Origin of the sequence: Pseudomonas sp. fls2-241-R2A-110, assembly GCF_030209165.1 — a bacterium.
Taxonomy (GTDB): Bacteria; Pseudomonadota; Gammaproteobacteria; order Pseudomonadales; family Pseudomonadaceae; genus Aquipseudomonas.
This window is the reverse complement of sequence record NZ_JARVSN010000023.1, coordinates 60,468-73,615: the sequence shown is the minus strand read 5'-3', so window position 1 is coordinate 73,615 and position 13,148 is coordinate 60,468. Positions and strand designations below refer to the sequence as shown.

At 59.9% G+C, this 13,148-nt stretch carries 16 protein-coding genes; 6 read left to right on the top strand and 10 right to left on the bottom strand.

From position 1 onward, the window contains the following. Positions 1 to 27: 27 nt before the first annotated feature. Positions 28 to 465, bottom strand: a complete 438-nt coding sequence (locus tag QRN31_RS19050) for a multidrug/biocide efflux PACE transporter (protein ID WP_285433934.1) — start codon at positions 463 to 465, stop codon at positions 28 to 30. 90 nt (positions 466 to 555) lie between these two features. Here QRN31_RS19050 and QRN31_RS19045 point away from each other — a divergent pair, with 90 nt between their 5' ends. Then, positions 556 to 1,410 carry a LysR family transcriptional regulator gene (locus QRN31_RS19045; RefSeq protein ID WP_285433774.1) on the top strand — a complete coding sequence of 285 codons (855 nt, stop codon included), beginning with the start codon at positions 556 to 558 and terminating at the stop codon, positions 1,408 to 1,410. Between the two features lie 125 nt (positions 1,411 to 1,535). Here QRN31_RS19045 and QRN31_RS19040 read toward each other — a convergent pair whose 3' ends face one another. The 4 genes from QRN31_RS19040 to QRN31_RS19025 form a co-directional block, all read right to left on the bottom strand. Then, entirely contained in the window at positions 1,536 to 2,771 is a 1,236-nt protein-coding gene (locus tag QRN31_RS19040; protein WP_285433772.1) for an RNA polymerase sigma factor, read from the bottom strand. Continuing rightward, positions 2,771 to 3,262 (bottom strand): SRPBCC family protein, encoded by a 492-nt coding sequence (locus tag QRN31_RS19035; RefSeq protein ID WP_285433770.1) that lies wholly within the window; start codon positions 3,260 to 3,262, stop codon positions 2,771 to 2,773. Before QRN31_RS19035 ends, QRN31_RS19040 begins: the two co-directional genes overlap by 1 nt. A gap of 28 nt (positions 3,263 to 3,290) precedes the next feature. Continuing rightward, on the bottom strand, positions 3,291 to 3,635 hold the full coding sequence (locus QRN31_RS19030) for a YciI family protein (RefSeq protein ID WP_285433769.1): 345 nt from the start codon (positions 3,633 to 3,635) through the stop codon (positions 3,291 to 3,293). Between the two features lie 81 nt (positions 3,636 to 3,716). Continuing rightward, positions 3,717 to 4,142, bottom strand: a complete 426-nt coding sequence (locus QRN31_RS19025; protein WP_285433768.1) for a YybH family protein — start codon at positions 4,140 to 4,142, stop codon at positions 3,717 to 3,719. Between the two features lie 142 nt (positions 4,143 to 4,284). On the opposite strand from QRN31_RS19025, the gene QRN31_RS19020 reads away from it, so the two are divergent. Continuing rightward, the gene (locus QRN31_RS19020; RefSeq protein ID WP_285433766.1) at positions 4,285 to 4,770 is read left to right on the top strand and encodes a GNAT family N-acetyltransferase; all 486 of its coding nucleotides are present in this window, start codon (positions 4,285 to 4,287) and stop codon (positions 4,768 to 4,770) included. Between the two features lie 184 nt (positions 4,771 to 4,954). On the opposite strand, the gene QRN31_RS19015 is transcribed toward QRN31_RS19020, so the two are convergent. The 3 genes from QRN31_RS19015 to QRN31_RS19005 all read right to left on the bottom strand — a co-directional run bounded on the left by QRN31_RS19015 (position 4,955) and on the right by QRN31_RS19005 (position 6,976). Then, on the bottom strand, positions 4,955 to 5,443 hold the full coding sequence (locus tag QRN31_RS19015; protein WP_285433764.1) for a GNAT family N-acetyltransferase: 489 nt from the start codon (positions 5,441 to 5,443) through the stop codon (positions 4,955 to 4,957). A gap of 313 nt (positions 5,444 to 5,756) precedes the next feature. Beyond that, positions 5,757 to 6,245: a GyrI-like domain-containing protein gene (locus QRN31_RS19010; protein WP_285433762.1), complete on the bottom strand. Its 489-nt coding sequence runs from the start codon at positions 6,243 to 6,245 to the stop codon at positions 5,757 to 5,759. A gap of 68 nt (positions 6,246 to 6,313) precedes the next feature. Further along, positions 6,314 to 6,976, bottom strand: coding sequence for a LysE family translocator (locus QRN31_RS19005; RefSeq protein WP_285433760.1), 663 nt, complete (start codon positions 6,974 to 6,976; stop codon positions 6,314 to 6,316). A 139-nt stretch (positions 6,977 to 7,115) separates the two neighbouring features. On the opposite strand from QRN31_RS19005, the gene alaC reads away from it, so the two are divergent. Next, positions 7,116 to 8,333: an alanine transaminase gene (gene alaC, locus QRN31_RS19000; protein ID WP_259153065.1), complete on the top strand. Its 1,218-nt coding sequence runs from the start codon at positions 7,116 to 7,118 to the stop codon at positions 8,331 to 8,333. 169 nt (positions 8,334 to 8,502) lie between these two features. On the opposite strand, the gene QRN31_RS18995 is transcribed toward alaC, so the two are convergent. Together QRN31_RS18995 and QRN31_RS18990 are read right to left on the bottom strand one after the other, a co-directional pair. Then, a complete protein-coding gene (locus QRN31_RS18995) occupies positions 8,503 to 9,855 on the bottom strand; it encodes a GntP family permease (RefSeq protein ID WP_259153066.1) in 1,353 nt (450 codons plus the stop codon). A gap of 82 nt (positions 9,856 to 9,937) precedes the next feature. Further along, positions 9,938 to 10,471 (bottom strand): gluconokinase, encoded by a 534-nt coding sequence (locus QRN31_RS18990; protein ID WP_285433756.1) that lies wholly within the window; start codon positions 10,469 to 10,471, stop codon positions 9,938 to 9,940. A 215-nt stretch (positions 10,472 to 10,686) separates the two neighbouring features. Between QRN31_RS18990 and gntR the strand changes: the two genes are divergently transcribed. From gntR to QRN31_RS18975, 3 genes are all read left to right on the top strand, one after another. Then, entirely contained in the window at positions 10,687 to 11,718 is a 1,032-nt protein-coding gene (gene gntR / locus QRN31_RS18985; protein ID WP_285433754.1) for an HTH-type transcriptional regulator GntR, read from the top strand. A gap of 113 nt (positions 11,719 to 11,831) precedes the next feature. After that, positions 11,832 to 12,317, top strand: coding sequence for a hypothetical protein (locus QRN31_RS18980; protein WP_285433752.1), 486 nt, complete (start codon positions 11,832 to 11,834; stop codon positions 12,315 to 12,317). A 161-nt stretch (positions 12,318 to 12,478) separates the two neighbouring features. Next, complete coding sequence (locus QRN31_RS18975; RefSeq protein WP_285433750.1) at positions 12,479 to 13,111, top strand: glutathione S-transferase family protein; 633 nt, start codon at positions 12,479 to 12,481, stop codon at positions 13,109 to 13,111. Positions 13,112 to 13,148: the final 37 nt, after the last annotated feature.

The following is a 13,148-nucleotide window of genomic DNA, read 5'->3' as shown; positions in this document are numbered from 1 at the left end:
GTCTGGCTTGAACACCCGCTCGACCGTTCACCCCTCGCAAACACTGCGCATCACCACCCGCTCACGCACCACGTCATACACCCAGTGATACACGTAGGTGTAGGGCAGGAAAAACAGCAGCACGCCGATGTCCAGCAGGAACGCCTGCCACAGGCTGACGTTGAGCCACCAGGCAATCAACGGCACCCCGACCACGACCAGTCCGCCTTCAAACAGCAGCGCATGGACGACCCGCACCCACGCGGTGTGCGCGATCTCGAAGCGCTTGAGCACGCGATCGAACAGGCCGTTGAAAACCACGTTCCACGCCAGCGCCAATGCCGCGATGACCACGGTGACGACGCCCATCTCGAGCATCGGTTTATCCATGATCCACGCCAGCAGTGGCGTACAGATCAGGATGGCCAGCACTTCGAAACCGATGGCCTGGAAGATTCGCTCGGTGATGGATTTGTTGACGTTCATGATCAGGACTCCCTGAGTGACTGTGGTTGCCATGATCCGTCCTCACGTCGATACTTCATAACCATTAACCATCGATCAAGGCGATAGTTCATGGCATCTCAAGAAGTGTTGCAGGCCTTCGTGCAGGCGGCGACGCAAGGCTCGTTCTCCGCGGCGGCGCGCAAGCTGGGGCGCAGTCAGTCGACCATCAGCGCGGCGGTGGCCAGTCTTGAAATCGATCTGAACCTGACCCTCTTCGACCGCAGCAGCCGCAAACCCGGCTTGACGCCGGCCGGGCACGTGATGCTGCAGCGGGCCGAGGAAATCCTCGCCGCCACCAGCCGCCTGGAAATGACCGCCAGCCAACTCTCGCAAGGGGTTGAGCCGAAGCTGACGGTGGCGATTTCCGACACCTATCAGTCCGACCGGTTCGAAGCGGCGCTCAGTGCGTTCGACCAGCGTTACCCGGACCTGGAGCTTGAATGCCTGATCGCTGAATGCGATGACTTGGTGGCGCTGGTGCAACGCGGTCGGGCGCATGTCGCCTTCGCGGAAAAACAGGACAGTTACCCGCCGGACCTGGTCAGCTCGACGGTTGAGGAAAAGACCGAAATCGCGCTGTTCGTCTCCCCAACGCATCCGCTGGCGACGCTGAGCGGTATTGATCAGGACGTGTTGCAACAGCACCGGGAGTTACGGCTGGCGACCATCGTCAATCCCTATGAAAGCCGTGCGAAGGGACGTGTCTGGTCGGCGCCGAGTTACCTGATGCTGCTGGAAATGGCCCAGGGTGGATTTGGCTGGGCGCCCTTGCCGCGTTGGCTGGTGGAGCGGTTTGGCCCGGGGACGTTGCAGGAGTTGAACGTGCGCGGCTGGCCGAAACCGGTGTTCGTCGATGCGCTGTGGTCGCGGTTACGTCCGCCGGGGCCGGCGGGGAGTTGGTTGCTGGGCAAGATGCTGGAGTGAAGGTCCTGCGGACCTTATCGCGGGCAAGCCCGCTCCCACAGGGATGGGTGGTGTACACACATTTTGTGGCCGCTACGTTCCACTGTGGGAGCGGGCTTGCCCGCGATGGGGCCCGAGAAATCACCTCACTTCAACGCCTTGATCCGCGCCTCGATAAACCGCCGCTCCGGCTCCTGCTGCGTCAACTCCAGCGCCCGCTCATAAGCCGCCCGCGCCTCTTCGACTCGCCCCAACTGCCGGCAAAACTCCGCCTGTGCCGAATGCGCCAAGTGGTAGTCCTGCAACTCGCCGCGATCCAGAATCCCCTCGACCAACACCAGCCCCGCCAGCGGACCGTCACGCCTGGAGATCGCCGCCGCGCGGTTCAATTCAATGACCGGCGAAGGCACCGCCGCCAACAGCACGTCATACAGGCCGACAATTTGCTGCCAGTCAGTCTCCGCCGCCGTGGGCGCCTCGGCGTGCACCGCTGCAATTGCCGCTTGCAGGCAATAAGGCCCGAACCGACCGGTGCTCAGCGCCGCTTCCACCAGCGTGCAGCCTTCGGCAATCATTTGGGCATCCCACAACGAGCGATCCTGTTCATCCAGCACAACCAACTCACCGTCTGCCGACGTCCGGGCCCGGCGCCGCGACTCGTGCAAAAGCATCAAGGCCAGCAACCCCATCACCTCCGATTCCGGGAGCAATTGCAGCAACAAACGCCCGAGCCGAATCGCCTCGCGCGTCAGCTCTTCACGGGTCACTTCAGCGCCGACCGACGCCGAATAGCCTTCGTTGAACACCAGGTAAATCACCCGCAGCACGCTGTCCAGGCGCTCGGGCAATTCCGCCAGCGTCGGGACTTGATAAGGGATTTTCGCGTCACGGATTTTCGCTTTCGCCCGCACGATGCGCTGGGCGATGGTCGCCGGTGCCGAGAGAAAGGCCCGGGCGATTTCTTCCGTGGTCAGGTCGCAGACTTCGCGCAGGGTCAGCGGCACTTGGGCGTCCGCCGACAATGCCGGGTGACAACAGGTGAAGATCAGCCGCAAGCGATCATCTTCCACGTCTTCATCACTCCAGTCGGCCTGCTCCAGCGCCTCCAGTTGAGCGATCAACAGCGGTTTCGAGGCGGCAAAACGCGCGCGCCGACGCAACACATCAATGCCCTTGAAACGCCCGGTCGACACCAGCCACGCGCGCGGATTGTCCGGCACGCCGTCACGCTGCCAGCGCTCGACCGCGACGAAAAAGGCCTCGTGCATCGCCTCTTCGGCGAGGTCGAAATCGCCGAGCAAACGGATCAGGGTCGCCAGAATCCGCCGCGAGTCTTCGCGGTAGACCTGCTCGACCCGAGCGGTGACTGAACTGTCAGGCATCAGTCCGGCATGCCGTCAGTCACCAACGTTACCAACCGATCAAGGCTTTGCCCCCAGCCATCATGAAAGCCCATGGCCTCGTGAGCCTGGCGATCGTCTTCGGACCAATGCATGGCGCGGGCGGTGTAGAAGGTTTGGCCGTTGCGGTCTTCAAGCGTCACTTCGGCTGACATGAACGGCTTGCCCGACGGAATCCAGCCAGGAATAAACGCGTCGGTGAACACCAGCCGCTCAGGCGCGACGATTTCCAGAAACACGCCCATGGTCGGGTACTCGGTGCCGTCCGGGGCACGCATCAAGGTACGAAACTGGCCGCCGACCCACAGGTCCATTTCGCATTCAGGTGTGGTCATTCCGTGTGGCCCCCACCACTGGGCGAGCAAGGCGGGTTCAGTCCACGCACGAAAGATCTTGCGGCGCGGCGCGTCAATCAGGCGACTGATGGACAACTCGTAGGCGGCAGGTTTGCGGTCAACGGCTTGCGGACTCATGGGCTCTCCTGGTTCTTTTGATTGTTATTCAGGGATTCAACTGGCGAACGGGACGGACCTCGACACTGCCGACCCGGGCCGCCGGAATATTGCCGGCGACCTGGATCGCTTCATTGAGGTCCTTGGCATCGATCAGGTAGAAGCCGGCCAATTGCTCCTTGGTTTCGGCGAACGGACCGTCGGTGATCGACAGCTTGCCGTTGCGCATGCGCACGGTGGTCGCGGTCTGCACCGACTCCAGCGCCTCGGCCGCGAGCATCCGCCCACTGCCCTGGATCGACTCGGCGTAGGCCAGGCACTCGGCGTCCTCAGGGCTGTCGGGCAAGGAGTGCAACGCCTGTTCGTTGCTGTAGACCAGGCATAGATACTTCATTTGGACTCTCCCGGATCGAACTGATCAACTATGGCCGCAGATGGGTGTTTTCGCGCGGCTTCCCGATAAACAACCCGACGATCAGGGTTCAAGGTTGAACAGTGCGCTGCCGCTCGTCATGTCGAACGGGGCCGACCAATGTTCATGAACAATGCGCCATTGCCCGGCGTCGCGGCGGTAGCAGGCGGTGACGCGCATCCAGCAGGCCTGGGTTTCACCCTGTTCATTGGTGCCGCCGCAATGGGCCAGCCAATGGGCGAAGGCGATGTGCTCGTCGGCCACGATGTTCATGTGGCTGAAATCAAACTTATGCGCGCCCTGGCACATTTCCATGCACTCCTCCCAGTGCGCGCGATAGGCGGCTTTACCCCGGAATTCCAAGGCCTTGACCGCGTCGTAGGAGACGATGTCCTCGGCATACAGGGGCATGAGCTTGTCGACATCCTTGCCGATGACGGCCTGACGATAGTTTTCGATCAGGGTCTCGATTTCGTGAGTAGCGTTCATGGTGGATCTCCGTGGTTTTCAGCTTGAATACACCCTTAGTCGTCTGACCTGACGCCAAATCGACCGTTGAAATAAAAATAATCCACGAACGCAAATTCGCTAGAATCCGAAACCTGTTTTTTGATGGAAAAAGGACACTCCAGTGACAACCCGACTCGTGCCTTATGAAAGCCTGAACGCGCTTCAGCGCCAGCAGATCGAGGCCATCGAAGTTCACAAAGCGCAAATCAGGTTCTCGGGCGACATCCACGGCGCCCTGCACTCGCTGCTGTCCAAACCCGGCCCCGGGGTCAAGGGATTTGCCTTGCTGGCCGAGGAAACGCCTGTCGCCTTCCTGCTGCTCAAGCGTCCGCCGGTGCTGCCGGCGTGGGCCGACGAACACAGCGCTACCCTGCACGCCTTGCAAGTCGATCAGCGGGCTCAGGGCAAAGGCTATGGAAAGGCCTGCCTGCAAGCCTTGCCCGACGTGGCGCGCCAGGCGTTTCCAGAGATAAATGCGTTGGAATTATCGGTGGACGCAGACAACGAAGCCGCCATCGCGCTCTATGTGAAATTCGGCTGGGTCGACAGCGGCGAAGCCTACAAGGGCCGGATCGGCTATGAACGGCGCATGAGTCTGGTTTTCTGAGGCGCTTGCTCAGCAGCCGAAGCCTGCAAGGCTGAGCGACAGCCTTCACGGACACAACACCTGACTAATGTGGGAGCGAGCCTGCTCGCGATAGCGGTGTGTCAGACGACATCATTCGTGACTGACCCAACGCTATCGCGAGCAGGCTCACTCCCACAGGGGTCTGCGCTGTTTGATAGATGGGTTACAGCGCCAACACCATCTCATGCCACGCCATGCCGCCGTGGTCGGAATCCGAAGGCTTGATGTAGGCGAATCCAAATCCGGCATAGAGCGGAACATGCCGTTCCTTGCACATCAAATGGATATGGGTCTTTTTCAGCCCACGCATCCGCTCGATGAATTCTCCCATCAACCGTTTGGCCAAACCTTGCCCCTGATAATCCGGGTGCACCACCACCGACATGATCACCACTTGCGGGCCGGCCGGGTCGTGGCCGATCAGTTCCTTGAAGGCTTCGTCTGACATTTGCACCTCAAACGCCGCACCGGAATTGATGAAACCGGCGACCACACCGTCGACTTCGGCAACGATGAACCCTTCTGGCCAGGTGGCGATGCGGGTGGCGATTTTTTCCCGGGTGGCGGCTTCGTCGCCTTCGTAGGCGACGGTTTCGATGGCGTAGCAACGGTCCAGGTCAGCAGGAATGACGTGGCGGATGACGGTGTTCATGGCAGCTCGGAATCAGCGAATGAGAAGGCTTGGAATCATAGATTAATAAGGTGTTCATATCGATCACCGCCGGCGCCGTAAAGCCTGCGTATAGGCGCTGTTATTGCGGGTCGGTTCGGATTATTGCTGTTGCCTGTCTGTGGACATCAATCGGGGAACACACCATGAGCAGCATTCAGATCGGTCTTCTTATGCTGTTGGGCATCAGTACGTTTGGGTTTGTCACGTTGTCGATTGACCTGATGCGGGCGCGACGGATGAAGCGAGGCAAGTAACATCGAGAGGCGGACGTTTGGTCCGCCTCTCGATGCGCTCATTGCTCTTTGATCGGCAGCCAGATTTCCAGCTTTCCGGTGTTGAGTTTCGGGTTGAAGTCTTCGCTGTAGCGTTCGAATTCCGGCGCGTCCACCGCCTGATACTCGGACTGGGGCAACCAGGTTTTCCAGATGTATTGAAAAGTCCCGGGCAAAGTGTCGAGTGAACCCTTGTGTTCGAACACCGCATATTGCTGGGGCTGAACCTCGACCCAACGGTATTTGTCGGGCAGGTCATCAAGCTTGCTGATTTCCACGCCGGCAATGTATTCGAAACCACCTTTGCCATCCGGATTGCAGCAGATGCCGTAAGTTACTTCGCCTTTTTGACCGGGAATCTTGCCGATCTCGGGGATGAATTTTTCCCAGAGTTCGGGGATTTTCCTGGAAGTGTCCTGGGTAAATCGCCCGCCAAAACCGGCAATCAGCAAAAAGTGCCCATGTTCGATGCGTGGATCGGCCGGTTTTACGACTTCTTGCTCATCCATGACTCAACTCCTGAGACGAAAAAAGTGGGTTCGGCTGGGAGTATAGAAGCCCGAGCCGATTCGCCCACTTACAGGGCCTGCAACTGCTCGACGGCGCCCGAGCCAATAAACTCGTTGTAGCCCGATAGAATCACGTAGACCGCGAAATAGCAGAAGATCGCCGCCGATGCCATGTAGGAGTAGCGCAGCAGTTTGTCGCCCAGCAACTTGCCGCCATGACTCGCGGCGAAACACAACGCGACGCACCAGAGCACGCCAGCACAGAGAAACCCGCCGAGAAACAACACCGAACTCAGGGCGCCACTGCCCCCGGAGCGCGCGATCAAGGTGCCGCCCACTGCCGCGAACCACAGAATGGCGCTGGGGGATGACATGGCGAGGAAGATGCCGCGAAAAAACTCCTTGCGATGGGAGTTCTGCCCCACGTCCGCAGACTGCGCCAGCACCGCCTCATGGTGAATCGCCGAGTAGATCATCTTCGCTGCGAAATACACCAGCAACGCCGAGCCACCGATCCACAGCACCCAGCGCACGGTTTCGTACTGCAGCAAAACCGTCATGCCCGCCAGCGCCAGCACTGCGTAGATCAGGTCGCCGACACAGGTCCCCAACCCCAGCGCAAAGCCTTGAAAATAGCCGCGCTGCATGGCCAGGGTGATCATCGCGATGTTGGCCACGCCGATATCCAGGCACAGCGAAAGGCTCAGCAAGAAGCCGCTGGTAAATTCCATCAACCGATTTCCTTCGGACAAATTTGTTTACAGAGTCGCTGGACAGTGTGCCATACCAGCCCTTATCTTCCGCAACAGGCCACCGCAGTGGCCAGCGTCGCTCGGACGGTTCCGGGCGCTCACGTTATTCGAGGCAACAATGGCCAACCCAGGTTCGCCGCGCCGCTTTGCGCGCATAGATCGACTCCCCCCTTACGTATTCAACATCACTGCCGAGCTGAAGATGGCCGCCCGTCGTCGTGGCGAAGACATCATCGATTTCAGCATGGGCAACCCTGATGGCCCGACCCCGCCGCACATCGTCGAAAAACTGGTGACCGTCGCCCAGCGCGAAGACACCCACGGTTACTCGACGTCCAAAGGCATTCCGCGTCTGCGCCGGGCGATTTCCAACTGGTACAAGGATCGCTACGCGGTCGATATCGATCCGGAAAGCGAAGCCATCGTGACCATCGGTTCCAAGGAAGGCCTGGCGCATTTGATGCTGGCCACGCTGGATCAGGGCGACACAGTCCTGGTGCCGAACCCGAGCTATCCGATTCACATCTACGGTGCCGTGATTGCCGGCGCCCAAGTGCGTTCGGTGCCGCTGATTCCTGGCGTGGACTTCTTCGCCGAACTGGAAAGCGCCATTCGTGGTTCGATCCCGAAACCGAAAATGATGATCCTCGGCTTCCCGTCCAACCCCACGGCCCAATGCGTGGAGCTGGATTTCTTCGAACGCGTGATCGCCCTCGCCAAACAGTACGACGTTTTGGTCGTGCACGACCTGGCTTACGCCGACATCGTCTACGACGGCTGGAAAGCCCCGTCGATCATGCAGGTGCCGGGCGCCAAGGACATCGCGGTGGAGTTTTTCACCCTGTCCAAGAGCTACAACATGGCGGGCTGGCGCATCGGTTTCATGGTCGGCAACGCCGAACTGGTCAACGCCCTGGCGCGGATCAAGAGTTATCACGACTACGGCACGTTCACTCCGCTGCAGGTCGCGGCCATTGCTGCGCTGGAAGGCGATCAGCAGTGCGTCAAAGACATCGCCGAGCAGTACCGGCAGCGGCGTAACGTGCTGGTCAAAGGCCTGCATGAACTGGGCTGGATGGTCGAGAACCCGAAAGCCTCGATGTACGTCTGGGCGAAGATTCCCGAGGCGTATGCGCACCTGGGCTCGCTGGAATTCGCCAAGAAGATGCTCGCCGAGGCCAAGGTCTGCGTCTCGCCGGGTGTAGGATTCGGGGAATACGGGGATGATCATGTGCGCTTCGCGCTGATCGAAAACCAGGACCGGATTCGTCAGGCCGTGCGCGGGATTCGCGCGATGTTCCGTGCGGATGGGTTGGTCGGCAAAGCCAACGCCTGATCGATTAAGCAGACACAAAAAAACCGCAGCGATGCGGTTTTTTTGTACCTGATCGTTCCCACGCTCCGCGTGGGAATGCCGCCATGGACGCTCCGCGTCCACTGTGACGCGGAGCGTCACGGGATGCGTTCCCACGCAGAGCGTGGGTACGATCAGTGCGACAGTGTGTTTAGACGAACATCGACAGCAGCAGGATAAAGCCCAGCGCAACGATGGACAGGATGGTCTCCATCGCGGTCCAGGTCTTGAAGGTTTCCGCCACGGTCATGTTGAAGTATTGCTTCACCAGCCAGAAACCCGCGTCGTTGACGTGAGACAGGATCAACGAACCGGCACCGGTGGCCAGCACCAGCAGCTCACGGTTCACACCCGGAATCATCCCCACCACCGGTACCACGATGCCTGCGCCGGTAATGGTCGCCACGGTCGCAGAACCAGTCGCCACGCGAATCACCGCCGCCACCAGCCACGCCAGCAGGATCGGCGAAATCTGTGCATTCACAGCCATGTGGCCGATCACGTCACCCACGCCGCTGGTCACCAGCATCTGCTTGAAGCCACCACCGGCACCGATGATCAGAATGATCGCGGCAGTCGGCGCGAGGCTGGCGTCGAGCAACTTCAGAATCTTGCTCGAACCCATGCCCTGCTTGTGGCCAAAGGTGTACAGCGACAGCAGCAGCGCCAACAGCAACGCCGAGATCGGGTGACCGACCAGGTCCATGAAGGAGCGCGCGAAGTTACCTTCCGGCAGCACCACGTCGGCAAAGGTCTTGAGCAACATCAGGAACACCGGCAGCAGCACGGTGACCAGGGTGATGCCGAAGCTTGGCAGCTCGGCCGCTTCCGGCTCGCGAGCCAGTTGGTCAACCAGTTCCTGGTTAGGATGGCCGGGGATGTATTTGGAAATGAACGTGCCGTAGATCGGGCCAGCGATAATCGCCGTCGGCAGCGCAACGATCAGACCGTAGAGAATGGTTTTACCAATGTCGGCACCGAACACGCCGATGGCCAGCAGCGGACCCGGGTGCGGCGGAACCAGGCCGTGAACGGCAGACAGACCGGCCAGCAGCGGGATACCGATCTTGATGATCGACACGCCGGTACGCCGGGCGACGATGAACACCAATGGGATCAGCAGCACGAAGCCGATTTCGAAGAACAGCGGAATGCCGACCAGGAACGCGGCGAACATCATGGCCCACTGCACCTTGTCCTTGCCGAACGCCCGGATCAGGGTCTGGGCGATCTGATCCGCCCCGCCCGACTCGGCCATCATCTTGCCGAGCATCGTGCCCAGCGCGAGGATGATCCCGACGAAACCGAGCACCCCACCGAAGCCGTCCTGGAACGCCTTGATGATGGTGCCGATCGGCATGCCGGAGGTCAGCCCGAGGAATGCGGCGGCAATGATCAGGGCAATGAACGGGTGGAGCTTGAACTTGGTGATCAGGACAATAAGCCCGATCACCGTGACCACTGCATCGAGCAGCAGGAACGTCTCGTGGGACATGCCAAACATTAGGGGTGTCTCCTGGTTGTTGTTGTTATTAAAGCGGGTAATTCGCACGCCATAAGGACAGCGCTGTCTTTTCTGGCCCGACTCATACGGCGAGTTTCAGGCCGTGTTCCAGCCACCAGACATGCGCCTGCTTCGCCAATTGCTCGACGCTGTGGTTCGACGCGTCCAGAGCCAGGGTCAGGGGCTCGCCGACGGGCGATTCAAGCGTGGCGAACTGGCTGTCGATCAGGGTAGATGGCATGAAGTGGCCCGGCCGATGAGACACACGATCAGCGGCAACTTCCGGAGTCAGCTCAAGAAAAACGAAGCCCAGGCCAGGCAAGGCGCTGCGCAGACGTTCGCGGTAACTGTGTTTGAGGGCCGAGCAGGTCAGCACCGGGCGCTCGCCCTTGGCGTCGACGCGGCGCAGTTCATCGCACAGGCTGTCGAGCCAGCCGGCACGGTCTTCGTCGTTCAGGGGGATACCCGCGCTCATCTTTTCGATATTGGCGGCAGGGTGGAAAGTGTCGCCTTCAATGGCGGTCGCGCCGCTGAGTTGGCACAAGGCCTCGCTGACGCAAGTCTTGCCGCAACCGGCAACGCCCATGATAACCAGGGCGGTGATGGAATGATTCATGTAACACCTCAGCGCGCAGACAGCGCTACCTTTGCCAGTTATGACACTAGAGCAAAAGCAGAAGTTGCCGACGCCTTCTTGTCATTTTTGTGGGTTGCAGCATGTTCGTTCCCAATGCCAAAAAGCGGGGATCAGGCAAACCCCGCTCACGCATTTGCAGCTGCATCGAGACAGCGCTACCTTAGTGCCTCGAATTTTGTTTGGCAAGCCGTCCGATGAACTCCCCTAAAAACGATAAAAATACGCGCACCACTGGCCGCCCGACCTTGAACGAAGTCGCACGCCTGGCCGGTGTCAGCCCGATTACTGCTTCCCGCGCCTTGCGCGGTGTCAGCACAGTGGCCACCGAACTGGTGGAAAAAGTGCAGAAAGCGGCGCTTGAACTCAACTACGTGGTCAACCCTGCGGCCCGCGCGTTAGCCTCGGCCCAGAGCCATTCGGTAGTGGTTCTGGTGCCGTCGCTGTCCAACTTGCTGTTCATTGATACGCTGGAAGCCATTCATCAGGTTTTACGCCCCAAGGGCTTCGAAGTGCTGATCGGCAACTTCCATTACTCGCGCGATGAAGAAGAAAACCTGCTGCGCAATTACATGGCGTATCAGCCGCGCGGTTTGCTGTTGACGGGTTTCGACCGCACTGAAAGTTCTCGGCGGATGATCGAGGCAAGCAACATCCCGTGCGTGTACATGATGGAACTGGACAGTGCGGCGGGCGTGAACTGCGTGGGCTTTTCGCAACTCGCGGCCGGCGAAACGGCAGCCGAGCATTTGCTGTCCCGTGGGCGCAAACGCCTGGCCTACATCGGCGCGCAGCTGGACCAACGCACGTTGTTGCGTGGCGAAGGTTTCCGCAAGGCGCTGCAAAAGGCCGGCTTGTATGACCCGGATCTGGAAATACTGACACCGCGCGCCTCCTCCGTCGGTCTGGGTGGCGAGTTGTTCCTGCAGCTGATGGCCGCTCATCCGGATGTCGATGCAATCTTCTTCGGCAACGACGACCTGGCGCAGGGCGCGCTGCTGGAAGCCATGCGCTGCGGGATCAAAATCCCCGAGCAAGTGGCCATTCTCGGCTTCAACGACCTCCCCGCCTCGGCGCACATGGTGCCGCGCCTGAGCAGCATCAGCACTCCGCGCGAGGCCATTGGCCGCCGTTCGGCGGAGTTGATGTTGACGCTGCTGGCCGGCAATTCGGTGGCAAAACCGGTGCAGGACATGGGGTTTGAGTTGAAGGTACGCGAGAGCACCTGAGGCGGTTGATCGTTTCCACACACTGATTGCCGCCGTATTTCGAAACACCTTTTGCCGGCGCGTCATCAGTGTCGAGTGCAGAATCCGCGAAATGACATTCGCGGCTGCCCCTTATGCGCAAAACGATCTTCATCTGTTCACTGCTGGCGCTCTCGCTCGGCCAGGCATCTCAGGCGCAAGACCCGGAGCCGGACGACTGGACTCACTTTCTGACCGACCCTCGTTTCATGCCGGCTATCAAAAGCTGCCTTGCCGCTCATCCACAGGTCGATGGACCCGCGATGGTGATGAGCGTCGGGCATGCCAGCCGCGACGAGGTCAGCGTCATGACGACCGACCTCAGCGGTCGCACAAACGCCTGTTTTGCCAGCAAGGATACGGGCCTCGTGAGCCAGTCCAGAACAGTCTTTGATCTTCCGGGGCCGCTGTTTGTGTCGGTGGACCAGGTCGCGGTTGCGCCCAAGGGTGAGTGCATTGAATCAACGCCGGTGTTCGCCGGCCAACAACTGCAAGGCTGGCTCCTCAGACAACCGGTCGTCTCTCACGACATCCCGAGTGCCTGCTCAACGCCGATCTGGACCGGACTGCAGGCACAGTGAGCAATGCCGGTCTTTCGGCTCAGTCCGCTACGCCACAGGATTTCAACTAACCTTGATAGTGCTCCGGTGCATCTGTGCTCAACCCGCATCGGCGCAATACAGTCCTGTTTGAAAATGTCTGTTAGATTCCTGAAGCGTCGAATCGCTAACGGAGTAGCTCAATGGAACATGCACTGAAAATTCTCGGTAAAGCCTCCTCCATCAACGTCAGAAAAGTTCTGTGGACCTGTGAGGAACTGGGCGTTACCTACGAACGAGAAGACTGGGGCGGCGGTTATGCGTCGACCCATACGGCGGAGTTTCTCAGGCTCAATCCCAATGCCCAGGTCCCGGTGATCATCGATGAGGCGGGCGTGCTGTGGGAGTCGAACACCATCTGCCGCTACCTGACCGGCAAACACCACAATACCGACTTGCTGCCGCACGAACCGGCCGCACGCGCTCGGGTGGAGCAGTGGATGGATTGGCAAGCCACTGAACTCAACAGCTCCTGGAGCTATGCGTTCACGGCACTGGTACGCAAAGACCCGGAGTTCCAGGACCCGCATCACATCGCCGCCGGCGTACGCGGCTGGAACCAGAAGATGGGCATCCTCGAACATCAGCTCGCAACCACCAAAGCCTATGTCGCCGGACCACGCTTCACCCTGGCTGACATCGTCATCGGCTTGTCCGTGAATCGCTGGCTGATGACGCCGATGGAACGTCCTGACTACCCGGCCATCGACGAGTATTTTCAACGACTGGCACAACGTCCCGGCTTCCTGAAATACGGCTGCAACGGCCTGCCTTGAGCGGCTCCTGCGCTACAAATCACTAAAAACCAAACAT